General features: G+C 66.4%; 14 protein-coding genes. 5 read left to right on the top strand and 9 right to left on the bottom strand.

Features of this window, described 5'->3' with window-relative positions:
• The first annotated feature begins 105 nt into the window (after positions 1 to 105).
• On the top strand, positions 106 to 1,536 hold the full coding sequence (locus tag LOC57_RS05990) for an NCS2 family permease (RefSeq protein ID WP_229958693.1): 1,431 nt from the start codon (positions 106 to 108) through the stop codon (positions 1,534 to 1,536).
• A 97-nt stretch (positions 1,537 to 1,633) separates the two neighbouring features.
• On the opposite strand, the gene LOC57_RS05985 is transcribed toward LOC57_RS05990, so the two are convergent.
• The 6 genes from LOC57_RS05985 to LOC57_RS05960 form a co-directional block, all read right to left on the bottom strand.
• Entirely contained in the window at positions 1,634 to 3,847 is a 2,214-nt protein-coding gene (locus LOC57_RS05985; RefSeq protein ID WP_229958691.1) for a catalase, read from the bottom strand.
• 81 nt (positions 3,848 to 3,928) lie between these two features.
• Positions 3,929 to 4,852: a spermidine synthase gene (locus LOC57_RS05980; RefSeq protein WP_229958689.1), complete on the bottom strand. Its 924-nt coding sequence runs from the start codon at positions 4,850 to 4,852 to the stop codon at positions 3,929 to 3,931.
• Entirely contained in the window at positions 4,852 to 5,364 is a 513-nt protein-coding gene (locus LOC57_RS05975) for a GNAT family N-acetyltransferase (protein ID WP_227926002.1), read from the bottom strand. Before LOC57_RS05975 ends, LOC57_RS05980 begins: the two co-directional genes overlap by 1 nt.
• A gap of 29 nt (positions 5,365 to 5,393) precedes the next feature.
• The gene (locus LOC57_RS05970) at positions 5,394 to 6,038 is read right to left on the bottom strand and encodes an O-methyltransferase (protein ID WP_227912488.1); all 645 of its coding nucleotides are present in this window, start codon (positions 6,036 to 6,038) and stop codon (positions 5,394 to 5,396) included.
• 31 nt (positions 6,039 to 6,069) lie between these two features.
• On the bottom strand, positions 6,070 to 6,417 hold the full coding sequence (locus LOC57_RS05965) for a thiamine-binding protein (RefSeq protein WP_227912489.1): 348 nt from the start codon (positions 6,415 to 6,417) through the stop codon (positions 6,070 to 6,072).
• Between the two features lie 46 nt (positions 6,418 to 6,463).
• A complete protein-coding gene (locus tag LOC57_RS05960; RefSeq protein WP_227912490.1) occupies positions 6,464 to 7,981 on the bottom strand; it encodes an amino acid permease in 1,518 nt (505 codons plus the stop codon).
• Between the two features lie 231 nt (positions 7,982 to 8,212).
• Here LOC57_RS05960 and pta point away from each other — a divergent pair, with 231 nt between their 5' ends.
• The 4 genes from pta (at position 8,213) to LOC57_RS05940 (ending at position 13,325) form a co-directional block, all read left to right on the top strand.
• Positions 8,213 to 10,285 carry a phosphate acetyltransferase gene (pta, locus tag LOC57_RS05955; RefSeq protein WP_227912491.1) on the top strand — a complete coding sequence of 691 codons (2,073 nt, stop codon included), beginning with the start codon at positions 8,213 to 8,215 and terminating at the stop codon, positions 10,283 to 10,285.
• A complete protein-coding gene (locus LOC57_RS05950) occupies positions 10,286 to 11,431 on the top strand; it encodes an acetate/propionate family kinase (RefSeq protein WP_229958687.1) in 1,146 nt (381 codons plus the stop codon).
• Positions 11,432 to 11,580: 149 nt separating this feature from the next.
• Entirely contained in the window at positions 11,581 to 12,000 is a 420-nt protein-coding gene (locus LOC57_RS05945; RefSeq protein WP_227912493.1) for a hypothetical protein, read from the top strand.
• 137 nt (positions 12,001 to 12,137) lie between these two features.
• On the top strand, positions 12,138 to 13,325 hold the full coding sequence (locus LOC57_RS05940; protein ID WP_227912494.1) for a zinc-dependent alcohol dehydrogenase: 1,188 nt from the start codon (positions 12,138 to 12,140) through the stop codon (positions 13,323 to 13,325).
• Positions 13,326 to 13,408: 83 nt separating this feature from the next.
• Here LOC57_RS05940 and LOC57_RS05935 read toward each other — a convergent pair whose 3' ends face one another.
• Genes LOC57_RS05935 through LOC57_RS05925 form a run of 3 tightly spaced genes read right to left on the bottom strand, consistent with a single transcriptional unit; the run spans position 13,409 to position 16,206 of the window.
• On the bottom strand, positions 13,409 to 13,921 hold the full coding sequence (locus LOC57_RS05935) for a metallophosphoesterase family protein (protein WP_229958685.1): 513 nt from the start codon (positions 13,919 to 13,921) through the stop codon (positions 13,409 to 13,411).
• A gap of 3 nt (positions 13,922 to 13,924) precedes the next feature.
• Complete coding sequence (locus LOC57_RS05930; protein WP_229958683.1) at positions 13,925 to 14,320, bottom strand: DoxX family protein; 396 nt, start codon at positions 14,318 to 14,320, stop codon at positions 13,925 to 13,927.
• Positions 14,317 to 16,206: a glycoside hydrolase family 15 protein gene (locus LOC57_RS05925; RefSeq protein WP_229958681.1), complete on the bottom strand. Its 1,890-nt coding sequence runs from the start codon at positions 16,204 to 16,206 to the stop codon at positions 14,317 to 14,319. Before LOC57_RS05925 ends, LOC57_RS05930 begins: the two co-directional genes overlap by 4 nt.
• Positions 16,207 to 16,226: the final 20 nt, after the last annotated feature.

Genomic DNA, 16,226 nt, shown 5'->3' with positions numbered 1-16,226 from the left:
GCCTAGCGGCACGGGATCAAAGGGACCGCCATGCGCCCGCGATAAGATCAAGATGCAGGATTTCCCCTCACCATCCCACCATTTGTTCAGTTCAGAGGACGCGTCATGCTCAAACAAGGTTCAAAGCTGGACCGCTACTTCGAAATCACTAAACGTGGTTCAACCCTTTCCACCGAAGTACGCGGCGGCCTGGCCACCTTCTTCGCGATGAGTTACATCGTGGTCCTGAACCCGCTGATCCTTGGCGGCGAAGACTCCATGGGGAACACCCTTCCCGGCCCGGCCGTCGCCGCCGGCACCGCACTGGTGGCCGGTGTGCTGACACTGATCATGGGTATCTGGGCCAAGCACCCCTTCGCCATTGCCACCGGTTTGGGCGTGAACGCGTTCGTAGCCGTTACGGTCGCTTCCAATGACGGACTCACCTGGCCGGACGTCATGGGCCTGGTGGTCATTGCCGGCCTGGCAATGGTCATCCTGGTTCTCACCGGTTTCCGCACCGCGGTGTTCCGCGCGGTTCCGCCCAGCCTGAAGACCGCCATTGTGGTGGGCATCGGCCTGTTCGTGGCGCTCGTGGGACTGGTCAACGCCGGGTTTGTGCGCCGCAACCCGGACGACGCGGGCACCACCGTTCCCCTGGGGCTGGGCAACGGCGGCGAGCTGCTGGGCTGGCCCACCCTGGTATTCGTCTTCGGCCTGCTGCTGACCATTGTGCTGATGGCACGCAAGGTCCGCGGCGCCATCCTCATCGGTATCGTGGCCTCCACCATCTTCGCGGTAATCGTTGAGTGGCTGGCCAGCCCGGGCAGCCAGGGCGCCGGAACCGCCACCGGCTGGTCGCTGGTGACCCCCAGCATGCCGGAATGGGGCGCACCTGATCTTTCCCTGATCGGCGACGTCAGCCTCATTGGCTCCTTCCAGACCCTGGGCGGCATTGCCGCCTCGCTGCTGGTCTTCGTGATCCTGCTGAGTATCTTCTTCGACGCCATGGGCACCATGGTGGGCCTGGCCAGCGAGGCCGGGAGCCTCGACAAGGACGGCAACATCCCCAACGTTGAGCGCGTGCTGCTGGTCGACGCAGCGGGTGCAGTGGCCGGCGGCGGCGCCGGTGTTTCCTCCAACCAGATCTTCGTGGAATCCGGCGCCGGCATCGGTGAAGGTGCCCGGACCGGCCTCGCCTCCGTGGTAACCGGCCTGCTGTTCATCGTGGCCATGTTCCTGACCCCGCTGATCTACCTCGTCCCCTTCGAGGCCGTGGCTCCGGCCCTGGTGGTGGTGGGTTACCTGATGGTCTCCCAGGTGGGCAAGATCGACTGGACGGACATTGGACTGGCCCTGCCGTCCTTCCTCACATTCGCACTGATGCCCTTTACCTACTCCATTGCCAACGGACTGGGTGCCGGGTTCATCTCCTACACCGTCATCAGGCTCTGCCAGGGCCGCGCCCGGGAAATCCACCCGCTGATGTACGTGGTGGCTGCTGCGTTTGTCCTGTACTTCGGAGTGGGTCCCATCACCGAGCTCCTCGGAGTCTAGGCCGGTTCCGAACAGGACGAATAAGGGGATCTGCGGCTGCTGCCGCAGATCCCCTTATTCGTTCATCATTCGTTCGTCCGCGGATTGGCGGGACAGGTCAGGCTACGGGGAAGCGCTCCCAAACCCGGTGGTTGGCGAGCAGCCCGGTCACTCCGGACACAACCTCGGCAGCAGCGCCCACAACTACGCCGGGCGTTTCCGCAGGGATGCCCGCAGCCGCAAGGACTGATGCTCCGTCGCCCCAGGCCCCAATAGCCTTGACATGGCGGAAGGCTTCGGCCAGGAGCATGGTGACCCGTGGGTCCTGGGACGGATGGCCCTCCGGGTTGCCGGCCTTCGCGTCCAGGCTGTCCGCCGCGTCGGGTGCCGGAGCACCCGACGCTGCTGCAACAACGGCGTCGAACTCGGTGGAGCGGGCCGTCAGGTAGGTCCGCTGGATCGTGACTTCCCCGCCGAGCTTGCCGCCGTGCGGAGCGACGACCAGCGGAACCATGCCCGCCGCGTTCAGGGAAGTGAGCACGTCGGACAGTGCTCCCAAGTCGGTGGAATCGTCGGCAATTACGCCCACCACGCGCCCTGCCACGGGCCACGAAGCCCCGATCTGGCTCAGCGCGGGGCTTGGGTCCGTGTCTTCAACCGCGGTGTCAGGGGCAGGCGCTTCGAGTCCCAGTCCGGTTGCCACTTCGGCGGCCAGCCGTTCGTCGATGTTCGCCAGTGACTGGAGCTGGCGCAGGCGGATGTTCTCCTCATAGCACTTGCCCAGCTCAAACGTGTAGGCCTGGACCACGTGGTCCTGCTCCACCGGCGTCAGGGAGCGGAAGAACATCCGCACCTGGCTGTAGTGGTCATCGAAGGTGGCCGGGTTCTCGCGGACCTTGCGGGAGGCGGGCACCGGCGCGGGAACATCAATGAACGCCCCCATGTCCGCCCCCGCCATGAATGGGCATCCGCCGTCCAGCGAATTGGGCTGGTACGGTGCGACGCCGGCATGGTCGGCATCCTGGTGGAAGCCGTCCCGGAGCATGTCATTGACGGGTGCATGCGGCCGGTTGATGGGAATCTGGCTGAAGTTCGGTCCGCCCAACCGCGTCAGCTGGGTGTCGATGTACGAGAACAGCCGGCCCTGCAGCAGTGGGTCGTTGGTGACGTCGATGCCGGGCACCAGGTGACCGGGATGGAAGGCCACCTGCTCGGTTTCGGCGAAGTAGTTGGTGGGGTTCGCATTGAGCGTCATGGTGCCGATGATTTGCACCGGCGCCAGTTCCTCGGGTACCAGCTTGGTTGGATCCAGCAGATCGATGCCCTCGAACATTTCGTCCTCGGTGTCCGGGAACACCTGGATGCCCAGGTCCCACTGCGGGAACGCGCCGGCTTCAATGGCATCGGCAAGATCGCGGCGGTGGAAGTCCGGATCCATGCCGTTGATGATCTGTGCCTCTTCCCAGACAAGGGAATGCACGCCTTGCCGGGGCTTCCAGTGGAACTTCACCAGCGTGGTTTGGCCGGCGGCGTTCACCAGGCGGAAGGTATGGACGCCGAAGCCTTCCATGGTGCGGTAGGAGCGCGGAATTCCGCGGTCCGACATATTCCACATGGTGTGGTGCTGTGCTTCGGTGTGGAGGGAAACGAAGTCCCAGAAGGTGTCATGTGCACTCTGGGCCTGCGGTATTTCGCGGTCCGGATGCGGCTTGCCCGCATGGATAACGTCGGGGAACTTGATGGCGTCCTGGATGAAGAACACCGGAATGTTGTTGCCGACCAGGTCATAGTTGCCCTCGGCTGTGTAGAACTTGGTGCTGAATCCGCGGGTGTCCCGAACGGTATCCGCGGAGCCGCGGGAGCCGAGCACGGTGGAAAAGCGCACAAAAACGGGGGTCTCCACGCCCTTGGCGAGGAAGCCCGCCTGCGTGACTCCTTCGGCGGTGCCGTTGGCCACGAATGTTCCGTGGGCCGCCGCGCCGCGCGCATGCACCACCCGCTCCGGAATACGCTCATGGTCAAAGTGGGTGATTTTCTCCCGCAGATGGTGGTCCTGCAGCAGCACTGGGCCGCGGGGTCCGGCTTTGAGGGAGTGGTCGGTATCCCGGAGCCGGGCTCCCTGGGCGGTGGTCAGGAACGGTCCACTCTGGGCGCGTGCAGCCTTCGCGGCGCCGGTTGGAACACCCGTGGCGGAGACGGTTTCAGGCCCGGTCTGATCCGGCTTGGGCGGAAGCGGTTCGCGCGGCGAGGTGGGTTCGGCCAACTCGGGCGCCTGGGATGCCGGAGCGCCGGGGACGGGCGGATTGGTTTCGGATGAGTTCTTGCTGAACATGCAGCCTCCATCATGGGTCGGTCCAGGCCCCGCAGAAGCGGCGCCCATTCCTCCACCCTACCCAGGTAATAAGTATGCTGACTACTTGCCGGGCCGGGACCTCTCCCCGGGTGCCCCTGCCCCAGGCAGTTCGGGGGCTTCCCCGTCCTCCGGAGCGGGGGCGTCATGCAGGGGACGGGCACCGGCAGCGAAGCTGCGCATTTTCGCGTCGTCCCACAGGTGCGCGGGCACACCGCCGCCCAGCAGGGTGCGCGGCAGCGACGGGTCCTGCGCAAACGGGGCATCGCTGCCGGCGAGGATGATGTTGCCGTAGCGGCGGCCCTTCAGCATGGCCGGATCGGCGATGGCCGCCGTGTATTCGAAGGCTGCGCAAATGGTTGCTGCCTCGGCCCGCGCTCCGCGCAGATCCGGAGTGTCGCCGCAATTGACCACATACACACCGCCCGGCGCCAGTACGCGCCGTACATGCTCGGTGAACTCCGCCGTCGTTAGTGAAACCGGGGTCTTGGCGCCGGCAAACACGTCGCGGATGATCAGGTCCCGGCTGTCCTCGTGCAGCGTTTCGGTGACGGCGCGGGCCTCCCCCACCCGCAGCCGCAGCAGCGGCGCCCGCGGAAGGTCGAACCAGCCGCGGACCAGCTCGGCCAGCCGGCCGTCCAGTTCCACGGCCACTTGCCGGGCCCCCGGATATACAGCGGCAAAATAGCGTGCCAGCGAGCACGCGGCACCGCCCAGGTGCAGGGCCCGCAGGGTGGCATCCGGTTTCCAGCGGGACTCGACCAGGGCCGCGATCCACCGCATGTATTCGAAGTCCAGATGGCGCGGATCGGCCAGGTCAATGTGGGAGCTGTGCACCCCGTTGACCATCAGGATCCACCCGTCCGGGTTAAACGAATCAGGCACCAGCTCACACGTGCCGGTGTCAATCGGATAGCTGCCGGCCACGGGGCCGGTTCCCCCGCCGGCCGGCGCTGCCGGTTCCTTGCCCGGCCGTTGGCGCCCCATCAGCGCCGCACCATGCGGATTTCGAGCATGCCGGTTCCGGCCCATACCTGGGGAAGGTTTTTGGACGCACCGTCCGGGATGAAACCGTTGCGGCGGTAAAAGGCCTGGGCGCGTGGATTGTCTTCCAGCACCCATACATATGCCGGTTTGTCGCCGACGGCGTGCTCCAGCAGACCCTGGCCTACGCCGCTTCCATATGCCTGCGCGAGGATGTAGATGGACCACAGCTCCAGCGGAACATCAATGCCGGTGTCACGGGCAGGACCGGCAGAGGCAAAACCGAGGAGCCGGCCGTCGCCTGCGTGCGCCACCCAATTTCCGATCTCCGGGTCCAGTGCCTGCTCGGCCAGCCGGGCACGCCGGTGGTCGACGGCGGCGGCACGGTCCGCTTCCCGGCGGGTGAAAACCTCGTCGCCCAGCACATGGGCGTAGCTTTCCCGCCAGGCCTGCAGATGGACGGAAACGAAATCCTCGGCGTCGCCTGCCGCGGCGCGCCGGATGCTAAAGCTCATACCTACAGCTTAGGACGGCCGCCGGCGGGTTACCCGACCACGGCCAGCGCGAAGCCGTCCCAGCCCTTGGATCCCACCGTCTGCAGGGCCGTAGCCTCCAGCCGCGGATGAGATCCGAGCACGGACAGGGCTTCCCGGGTGCCCTGCACGGCGTCGTCACCGGAAGCGTCCAGGACACTGCCGCCGCGCACCACGTTGTCCACCACAATGACGCTGCCGGGCCGGGACAGCTTCACTGCCCAGTCCACGTAGGCCGGATTGTTGGCCTTGTCCGCATCGATGAAGAACAGGTCAAACGGCCCGGCAAGTGCCGGCAAGATGTCCAGTGCCGCACCCACCCGCACCGTGACACGGTCCGCGAGTCCGGCGGCGGCCAGGTTGGCGCGGGCCACCTCCGCATGGCGGGGCTCATATTCACAGGTGACCAGTTCTCCCCCGGGCGGCAGTGCCCTGGCCAGCCACGCGGTGCTGAAACCGCCCAGCGTGCCGATCTCCAGGATCCGCCGGGCACCGGACAGGCGGGCCAGCAGCATCAGGAGCTTCCCCTGCGCAGCGGAGACCTCGATGGGCGGCAGTCCTGCGGCGGCGGTCGCTGCGACGATGGCTCTCAGGTCATCGTCCGGCTGCACGATCACGCCGGCCAGGAAGTCCTCTACCTGTTTCCACTGCTCCATTGCAGGCTCCGTTCATTCGGATAAGCGGCCGCTAGGCGTGGCCGCCGTATTCGTCCTGTTCGGCCAGCACCTTCTCAAGCCGTTCCACCTTGCCGGTGAGCTCGCCGGCGTGCCCGGGGCGGATGTCCGCCTTGAGCACCAGCGATACCCGGCTGCCGTACCGGCCCACCGCTTCCGTGGCGCGGCGGACCACGTCCATGACTTCATCCCACTCACCCTCGAGGGTGGTGAACATGGCATCGGTGGAGTTTGGCAGCCCGGACTCGCGGACAATCCTCACGGCGGCGGCTACGGCGTCGTGCACCGAGGCATCACCTGTTCCGGCGGGAAGGGTCTGCGGTCCGGTTCCGGACGGGGCAACTGAGAAGGCAACTAGCATCCGCCCAGTGTGCCACCCCGCCCGGAACCGCGCACGGGGAAACGCGCTACGCTTCCGCGGCGTCCCTGCCTGCGCCGGCACGGGCCACGTCTGAGAACTTCTCGTTCAGGCGGGAGTGCCGCTGGCCGTAGGCGAAGTAGAGCAGGAAACCGATCAGCAGCCAGCCGGCAAAGTAGAGCCAGGTTTCCACGGCCAGGTTGGTCATCAGGTACAGGCACAGCACGGCGGAAAGGACCGGAATGACGGGCCCGAACGGAACCCGGAAGGCCGGCCGCAGGTCGGGGCGCTTCTTCCGCAGGACCAGGATGCCCAGGCTGACCACCACAAAGGCGGACAGCGTGCCGATGTTGATCATTTCCTCCAGCACGTCCACCTGCGTGAACCCGGCCACGAAGGCCACCAGTGCGCCGCAAAGGATCTGCAGCCGCGCCGGGGTGGAGTGCTTGTCGCTGGTGCGGGACAGTCCACGGGGCAGCAGGCCGTCGCGGCTCATGGCCAGCACCACCCGGGCCAGGCCCATCAGCAGCACCATGATCACCGTGGTGAGTCCGATGAGTGATCCAACGGCGATGACCTTCGCGGCGGCCGTGTTGCCCACCATGGTGAAGGCGGTGGCCAGGTTCGGGTTTTCCGCCGTCGCCAGATCCGTGTAGGAGACCATGCCCGTCAGGGCCAGGGATACACCGATGTAAAGCAGTGTCACTACGGCCAGCCCGGCGAAAATGCCGCGCGGCAGGGTCCGGCCTGGATCCTTGACCTCTTCGGCGGAGGTTGCCACCACGTCGAAGCCGATGAAGGCAAAGAACACCACGGCGGCGCCGGCGAAAACGCCGAGCATTCCGTACTGGGCCGGCGCTGCGCCGGTCAGGAAGGAGAACAGGGACTGCTGCATAACGCCCGAGCTGCCTTCACTGGCAGTGGACACCGAATCCGGGATGAACGGGGAGTAGTTCTCCGCCTTGACGTAGAAGAAACCGGCAACGATCACAAAGAGGACCACGCCCACCTTGATCAGCGTAAAGACGTTGCCCACCTGTGCGGAGAGCTTGGTGCCCATCACCAGCAGGATGGTGAACGCGGTGACAATCAGGAACGGACCCCAGGTGAGGTCAATGGGTCCAAGGTGAAGGGTTGCCGGGATATCCACCCCGATCAGGGCAAACACCTCGCTGAGGTAGATGCCCCAGTACTTGGCGATCACCGCTGCGGCGGTGAACAGTTCGAGGATGAGGTTCCAGCCGATGATCCAGGCGACGAACTCGCCCATGGTGGCGTAGCTGAAGACGTACGCCGAACCCGCAACGGGAATGGCGGTGGCGAACTCGGCGTAACACATGATGGCCAGCGCACAGGTGACGGCCGCCAGCACGAAAGAGATGGTGACGGCGGGGCCGGAGAACTCCGCCGCAGCTTTGGCACCCACCGAGAAGATGCCGGCACCCACAGCGACGGCGACGCCCATGATCATCAGGTCCCACGCGGTGAGTGACCGCTTCAGCCGGCGGCCAGGTTCGTCGGCGTCCGCCAGGGAAGCTTCGATGGGTTTGGTACGGAAGAGACTCACGTGGTCCTCGCCTTGTCTTGAGGAATATAACCGGTCAATCGTAGGCTGGGCGTCCGGCGGCACTTATTTTAGTCTCACATCCTGAGACAGAAGAGTCCACGAAGCCTTGTACCGCGCCTGGGGTGAAGCGTGCTCCGCTGGCAACTGCCGCACGCTTTTGCGAGTATGGATGTGACCTGATCCACCCCGCCCCCGGGATGGGAAGAACCCCGCTACGAACGGATCACAGCTATGGCCCGCGGAATCTATGTAAGCGCCATGACGCCCGGATCCGGCAAGTCCCTGATCAGCCTCGGCTTGGCCGACATGCTGGGCCGCCACGCGGACCGGGTGGGTTTCTTCCGCCCCATCGTCGAAGGCGACGATCCGGCGCAGGACCCCATGGTGGAACTGATGCAGAGCCGCTTCGACCTTGGCCCCGCCACCTGCCGCGGGGGGCTGACCCGGGCCCAGTTGCGTGCACTGCTGGTCGCCGGTGAGCGCGGCGAGGTGGATGCCCGCTGCCTGGCCGTCTACAGCGAGATCGCCGCCAACTGCGACGTCGTGATCGTGGAGGGCACGGACCTTTCCGGGCACGACGTCGCCCTCGAGTTCGATCTCAACGCCCGTCTGGCCAATGACCTGGGCACCGTGGTGCTCGCCGTCGTCAACGCCCAGGAAATGAGCGCCGCAGAAACGGCGGATGCCGTGGACGTGGCCCGCCGCCAGCTGGCCGATGCCAAATGCGATCTGCTGGCCATGATGGTCAACCGCGCCGCGCCGTCGGAAGTCGAACCCATCGCTGCGGCCATGCGCCCGGGCAACAGCGGACGCCCGGTTTATGTCATTCCGGAACAGAGCGAAATCTCCCAGCCGTCCATCGCCGAGGTACAGAAAGCGCTGCAGGCGCGCCAGGTGGCCGGCAGCGCCACCCTGGAGCGGGATGTTTCAGCAGTGAAGGTGGCGGCCATGACGGTTGGCAACTTCATCCCGCAGCTCACTGACGGCACGCTGGTGATTGTGCCGGCGGACCGTGCCGACGTGATGGTGGCTACCCTTGCTTCCTCCTTCTCCTCCGACTTCCCGGTGGCGAGCGGCATGATCCTCACCGGCGGCATGGAGGTGGAGCCGGCCATCCTTGAGTTGCTGGCCTCCGCGCCGTTCCCGGTGTTCGATGTCAGCACGGATACCTATACGACGGCGCGCCGGGTCAGCCGCGTCCGCGGAGAGATCTCCAGCGGCCACCGGCGCAAGGTGGCGGCCGCCCTGGGTACCTGGTCCCGGCACGTGGACGAAGTGGAACTGCTGGAACGGCTGGCGCTTCCCCGGCCGGCCACCACCACCCCGCTGCGGTTCCTCAACGAGCTCATTGTGCGCGCCCGCGCCAGCCGGCAGCGCATTGTCCTGCCGGAGGGACTGGACGTGCGGATCCTGCAGGCAGCGGAGATCCTCAGCCGGCGCGACGTATGTGCGCTGACGGTCCTGGGACCGGAGGGGCAGATCCGCGAACTGGCGGCAAGTGAAGGCATCGACCTCTCCAACGTCAACATCATCAACCCCGCCACCAGTGCCCTGCGGGACGAATTTGCCCGCGAATACGCGGCACTGCGCCAGAAAAAGGGCGTCACCCTGGAGGACGCGCAGGAGCGTATGCTCCATGGGGCATACTTCGGCACCATGATGGTCCAGCTGGGCCGGATGGACGGCATGGTCTCCGGCGCCGCCCACACCACCGCCAACACCATCCGGCCCGCCCTGGAGTTCATCCGCACCAAGGAGGGCGTAAAGATTGTGTCCTCGGTGTTCCTTATGCTGCTGGCAGACCGGGTCCTGGTCTACGGCGACTGCGCCGTGAATCCGGAACCGGACATGGAGCAGCTGGCGGACATCGCACTGGCCTCGGCCGCCACCGCCGAACAGTTCGGCGTCACGCCCCGGGTGGCCATGCTCTCCTACTCCACCGGTTCCTCCGGCACCGGCGGTTCCGTGGAGAAGGTCCGCAAGGCCACCGAGCTGGTCCGCCGCGCCCGGCCGGATCTTCCGGTGGAAGGCCCCATCCAGTACGACGCCGCCGTAGACGCCTCGGTGGCGGCCTCCAAGGCGCCGGGATCCTCCGTGGCGGGGCAGGCAACGGTCTTCATTTTCCCGGACCTGAACACCGGCAACAACACCTACAAGGCCGTCCAGCAGTCCGCCGGGGCGGTGGCGGTGGGACCGATCCTGCAGGGGTTGCGCAAACCGGTCAACGACCTCAGCCGCGGCTGCACCGTGGAGGACATCGTCAACACCGTGGCCATTACCGCCGTCCAGGCACAGGAGGACTAAATGCTGGTGCTGGTCATCAACTCAGGCTCGTCGTCACTGAAATACCAGGTGCGGGACACAGACAGCCAGGAGCTGCTCACAAAGGGCCTCATCGACCGGATCGGTGACGTAATCCCGGACCACACCGCGGCGCTCGAGGAACTCAGTACCCGGCTGCGGCGGGAACTGGACGGGCGGAGCATCGACGCCGTGGGCCACCGGGTGGTGCACGGCGGCGAGCGCTTTAGTGAACCGGTCCTGGTGAACAACGAGATTGTCCGTTCCATTGAGCGGCTGAGCCCGCTGGCACCGCTGCACAATCCGGCCAGCGCCATGGGTATCCGGGCAGTACACGACAAGTGGCCGTCAATTCCCCAGGTTGCCGTTTTCGACACCGCCTTCCACCGCACCCTGCCGGAACGGGCCTGGCGCTACGCGCTGCCGGACAGCCTGTACCGCCGGCACGGCATCCGGCGCTACGGCTTCCACGGCACCAGTTACGGCTTCGTGGCTCCGGCCGCCGCGCGTTTCCTGGGCATAGAGCCCGAACGGTTCCGCGCCGTCATCGCCCATCTGGGCAACGGCGCCTCCGTTGCGGCCATTCAGGACGGCAAGAGCATCGACACCTCCATGGGATTCACGCCGCTGGAGGGCCTGGTGATGGGTACCCGCAGCGGAGACGTTGATCCGTCCATCCTGGTGTTCCTGGCCCGCCAGGGTTATGACGCCGACACCCTGGACAATATGCTCAACCGCGAATCCGGGTTAAAGGCCCTGGCCGGCGAGTCAGACATGCGCAGCATCGAGGAGGCCGCGGACGCCGGCGATGAACGCTCGCGGCTGGCCCTGGCCGTTGCCGCCTACCGGCTGGCGAAGTACATCGGCGCCTACCATGTGGCCGTGGGCGGTGCGCAGGCGGTGGTCTTTACCGCGGGAATCGGAGAAAACTCCGGGAAGTTCCGGGAGTTGGTGGTGGACCAGCTCGGTCCGCTGGGTATCCGGCTGGATCCGGAGGCCAACCTTGCCCGGGGGAAGCAGGCCCGGCTGATCAGCACGCCGGACTCGGCAATTCCGGCCCTGGTAGTGCCCACGGATGAAGAGGAAGCGATCGCAGAAGCCACGGCCGCCGTCGTCGCCGGGAGCCGGAAACCCGCCGCTTCATTCTGATCCGCCCCTGCTGCCCGGCGGTTGCCCTGCCGGCCTTGCCGCCGGCAGGGCCAAAGACGGGGTAAACGGCAGACAGCAGGGCAACGGCCGTTGTACGGTGGGATACCCGGTTGAGCAGTGGCCGGGAGCACTGTCGGCGTGGAGATGACATGGAAGATCCACTGCGGGTCCTGGTCAGCGTAGATACGAAGAACGCAGCCGCCTCCATTGAAGTTCGGGGTGCCCTGACCGGCTCCAACTGCGGCACCCTGCTGAATATCCTGCGCCATACGGCAACGCTCGGTGCCAACATCCTTATTAACCTCACGCGTACTGCCGGCATCGAGGACGCGGCACTGGAGGTCCTGGCAGATGCCGCCCGCGAGGTCGAACGCGCAGCTCCCACCGTCCCGGCGCTTCATGTGGGCGTACAGCTGCCCCCGGCAGACGCCGCACGGGCCGTATTGCAGCCGCCACCCTTGTCCGCGCGGCAAACGCTGGATAATGCAACCGCGCTGGACATGATCCTGGCGCGGGACCCCCGGGTACTCCCCGGACCGCGCCCGAGCCGGACCGGCCGAAACTCCTAGCCTCCACGAGCCCGCTCACCTGCAGACTTTCCGCAAACCCCTGACTGCGGCCTGTTTTGTCAGTACGCTTATGAATTGGCACAATGGGGATAAGTTCTTTCAACGCACTCAGAATGCAACCAGCAGGAGGATCGCACGTGAAAGCAGTCACATGGCAGGGAAAAAACTCCGTAAGCGTGGAGCAAGTACCTGATCCCACCATCCAGGAACCCACCGACGCCATCATCCGGGTCACCTCCACCGCTGTATGCGGCTCCGACCTCCACCTTTACGGAGTGCTCCTGCCCTACATGAAGGAAGGCGACATCCTCGGCCACGAAGCCATGGGCATTGTGGAAGAGGTCGGCTCCGCCGTCACCAGCCTGAAGAAGGGCGACCGCGTGGTTGTTCCCTTCCAGATCGCCTGCGGCAGCTGCTTCATGTGCCGCCAGGGCCTGCAGACCCAGTGCGAGGTCACCCAGGTCCGCGAAAAGGGCTCCGGCGCTGCCCTCTTCGGCTTCTCTGAGCTGTACGGCTCCGTTCCCGGCGGGCAGGCCGAGTACCTCCGGGTGCCGCTGGCCGACTACAACCCCATCAAGGTCGGCACCGAACTCCCGGACCACCGTTACCTGTTCCTCTCCGACATCCTTCCCACTGCCTGGCAGGGCGTCCAGTACGCCAATGTGCCCGACGGCGGCACCCTCGCCGTGTACGGCCTGGGCCCGGTCGGCCAGTTCGCCGCCCGCATCGGCACACATCTGGGCTACCGTGTCATTGGCGTCGAGCCGGTGGAGGAACGCCGGAAGCTCGCCGGCCAGTACGGCGTGGAAACCCTGGATCTGCACAAGGACGTCGCCGACGAACTGCGTGAAATGACGGACGGCCGCGGACCGGACTCCGTGGTGGACGCCGTCGGCATGGAGGCCCATGGCTCCCCCGTGGGCAAGGCAGCCCAGACCATCGTCGGACTGCTGCCGGACAAGCTGGCGCAGAAGGCAATGGAAACCGCCGGAACGGACCGCCTGTCCGCCCTGCACGGTGCCATTGACGCGGTCCGCCGCGGCGGCACGGTGTCCCTAAGCGGCGTTTACGGCGGCACGGCCGACCCGATGAACCTGATGGCCATGTTCGACAAGCAGCTGAACCTGCGGATGGGCCAGTGCAACGTCAAGCGCTGGACCGAGGACCTGATGCCGCTGGTCGAGGATCCCGCCGATCCGCTGGGCGTCACCAACCTGGTTACCCACCAGGCCTCCCTTGAGGATGCACCGGAGCTGTACGAGAAGTTCCAGAAGAAGGAAGACGGCTGCATCAAGGTTGTCTTCCAGCCGGGCGCCAGCAACTAGGGCACCAGCAGTACCAAGCACCACCGGCAAAGGCCGGGGCAGCCGCAAGGCACCCCGGCCTTTGCCGTTTAAGCGCTACAGCGTTAAGCGGCCCTCCGCGGCGGAAGCCGCCGGAGGTCGGGTGTGATGCTCTTCCCGTCGAGGTCCAGGCGCAGATAGGTGCAGAAGGGCTGCCGACGCCGGTCGGTGGGCGAGCCGGGGTTCAGCAGGCGCATCCCGGACGGGGCGGTGGAATCCCAGGGGATGTGGCTGTGCCCGAAAATCAGCAGGTCGGTATCCGGGAACTGCGCGTCCATGCGTTCTTCCCGCAGCCGTGCGGGACCGGTTTCATGCACGACGGCGAGCCGCACCTCCTCGACCACCGCCGTCGCCACCAGCGGCAGGCGGGACCGCAGCCCGGCGCCGTCGTTGTTTCCGTAGCAGGCCAGGAGGCTGCGGGAACGGGCCTGGATCTCCTCCAGCAGTTCAACGTTCACCCAGTCCCCGGCATGCACCACGAGGTCTGCGGCTTCAATGTCCTGCCAGAGCACCTCGGGAAGTACCTTGGCACGGGTGGGCAGATGGGTGTCCGAAAGGACCAGCAGCTGAGTGGCCACGTGCTATTTCCGCAGGTTCCATGCCCAGAGGATCAACGGGACCTGGAGCGGCAGCCGCAGGCTGTGGACCAGCTTTTCCTTGTCCCGGCCGCGCGGACCGAAGGCGCGCTGGAGGGCGCAGATGTGGCCGGCGATAAAGGCCACGTACATGGCGGCGGTGCCGGTGGCCGCCAGCCGCCGAGTTGCGGGCAGGAGCAGGCCCAGTGCCGCAGCGAACTCCAGCACACCGCTGGCATGGGTCCACTGCCGGCGGGTCATCACGCCGTACCTGCCCTCCGTATCGGTGCTGATGCTGCGCGGCACCACCGCGTTGTAGAAACGCGGGTTGCGGAAGTGGTTGACGGCGCTGGTGGTCAGCAGTGCTGCCATGGCCGCGGCGGAGAGCGTCTTGCGGTTCATCGGGTTCCTTCGGTTGGGGCTGCTGTCCGGGAGCGGGCAGGGGACGGCGGCCGGGATTCGGCACCCGCGAGGGCGTCCGCAGCCCGGACCAGTGCCAGATGCGAGAAGGCCTGCGGGAAGTTCCCGGCCATGTGTCCACTGGCTGCATCATATTCTTCGCTGAGCAGGCCCAGCTCATTCGAATAGCCCACCAGCTGGTCCATGAGCCTGCGCGCCTCCGGCAGCCTGCCGGTGAACGCATACTGTTCCACCAGCCAGAAACTGCACGCCAGGAACGGGTTCTCACCCGCCGGGAGCCCGTCCGCACCGGTTTCGGTGGTGTAACGCAGCAGCAGTCCGGAGGGGTCCAGCAGTTCCTTCTCCAACCGGGCCACGGTGCCCAGCATCCGTTCGTCGTCGTAGTCGATGAACCCCACCTGCGGCAGCTGCAGCAGCGCCGCGTCCACCGTGGTGCTGCCGTAGTACTGGGTGAAAGAGTTCAGCTCCGGATCAAAGCCCCGTTCCATCACCTCCCGGCGCAGTCCGTCCCGGAGCCCCTCCCAGACCTCCACCGGGCCTTCCAACCCGTATTTCCGGGCGGCCTCCGCGGCCCGGTCAAACGCAGCCCACATCATCACCCGCGAGTGCGTGAAGTGCTGCGGCTCCCCGCGCATCTCCCAAATTCCGTGGTCCGGCTCCTCCAGGTGCTTTTCGAGGAAGTTCAGCAGTGCACGCTGCAGCGGCCAGGAAAAGTGGTCCTCCGGCACGCCGCGGTCCCGCAGCCGGGCCAGCGCCACCATCACGTGTCCCACCACGTCCGCCTGGTACTGCCCCACAGCCCCGTTGCCCAGCCGAACCGGTGCCGCGCCGCCGTAGCCCGGAAACTGCGGCAGGATCTGTTCGGGCAGGTCCCGCCCGCCGTCCACGGCGTAAAGGATCTGCAGGTCCTCCGGATCCCCGGCCACGGCCCGGAGCAGCCAACTGCGCCATTGCAGCGCTTCGTCCTGGTAGCCGTGGGTCATCATGGCCACCAGGGTCAGGGCGGCATCCCGCAGCCAGCAGTAGCGGTAGTCCCAATTCCGTTCCCCGCCGGCCACCTCCGGCAGGGAAGTGGTGGGAGCGGCCACAATACCCCCCGTGTCTTCGTGCGTCAGGGCCCGCAGCACCAGCAGCGAGCGCCGCACCGCATGCTCGTAGCCGCTTGACTCCAGGCAGCGGTTCCCCCAGTTCTGCCAGTACGCGGTGGTGCGGGCCAGGGCCGCATCCAGGTCCTGAGGCGCAGGGACAGGGCGGTGAGAGGGGTACCAGGTCAGTTCAAGGTCGAAACACTCCCCCGCCGCGACGTCGAACCGGCCAATGTGGCTGTGGTTGCTGGCCACCGGCAGGTTGGTGCCGCGCAGCACCAACGCTCCGGGGCCGGCGATCGCGGAGAGGTGCTCCCCGGCGCTGTCGGTGCCGCGGAAGACCCACGGCAGCACCAAACCGTAGCCGAACCGGATCTTCAGTTCCTGCTGCATGGGGACGGTGCCGCTGATGCCCTCGATCCGGCGCACCAGGGAGGCGCGGCGGTCTCCGGTGGGCATGTAGTCCGTGACCCGTACCGTCCCCGTGGGGGTCTGCCAGTGGGTGCGCAGCACAAAGGTGGATTCCAGGTAGGCCCGGTGGGTGACCACGGCAGCCGGATCGTCCGGCGCCAGGCGCCACCGGCCGTGGTCACTGTCGCCGAGCAGGGCGCCGAACACCGACGGCGAATCGAACCGCGGCAGGCACAGCCAGTCCATGCTCCCGGTGCGGGAAATCAGCGCTCCGGTGTGCAGGTCGGAGATCAGAGCATAGTCCTCGATGGGACAGGGAAGCTGCGGCGGTGCGGGCGCCGGCTCGGCAGGGAAGTCCACGGGGGATGCCATGGCACTACTCAACCACACCG

Source organism: Arthrobacter sp. zg-Y750, from assembly GCF_020907365.1.
Classification (GTDB): domain Bacteria; phylum Actinomycetota; class Actinomycetes; order Actinomycetales; family Micrococcaceae; genus Arthrobacter_B.
The sequence above is the reverse complement of the archived record's forward strand: the minus strand, read 5'-3'. Positions and strand labels throughout refer to the sequence as shown.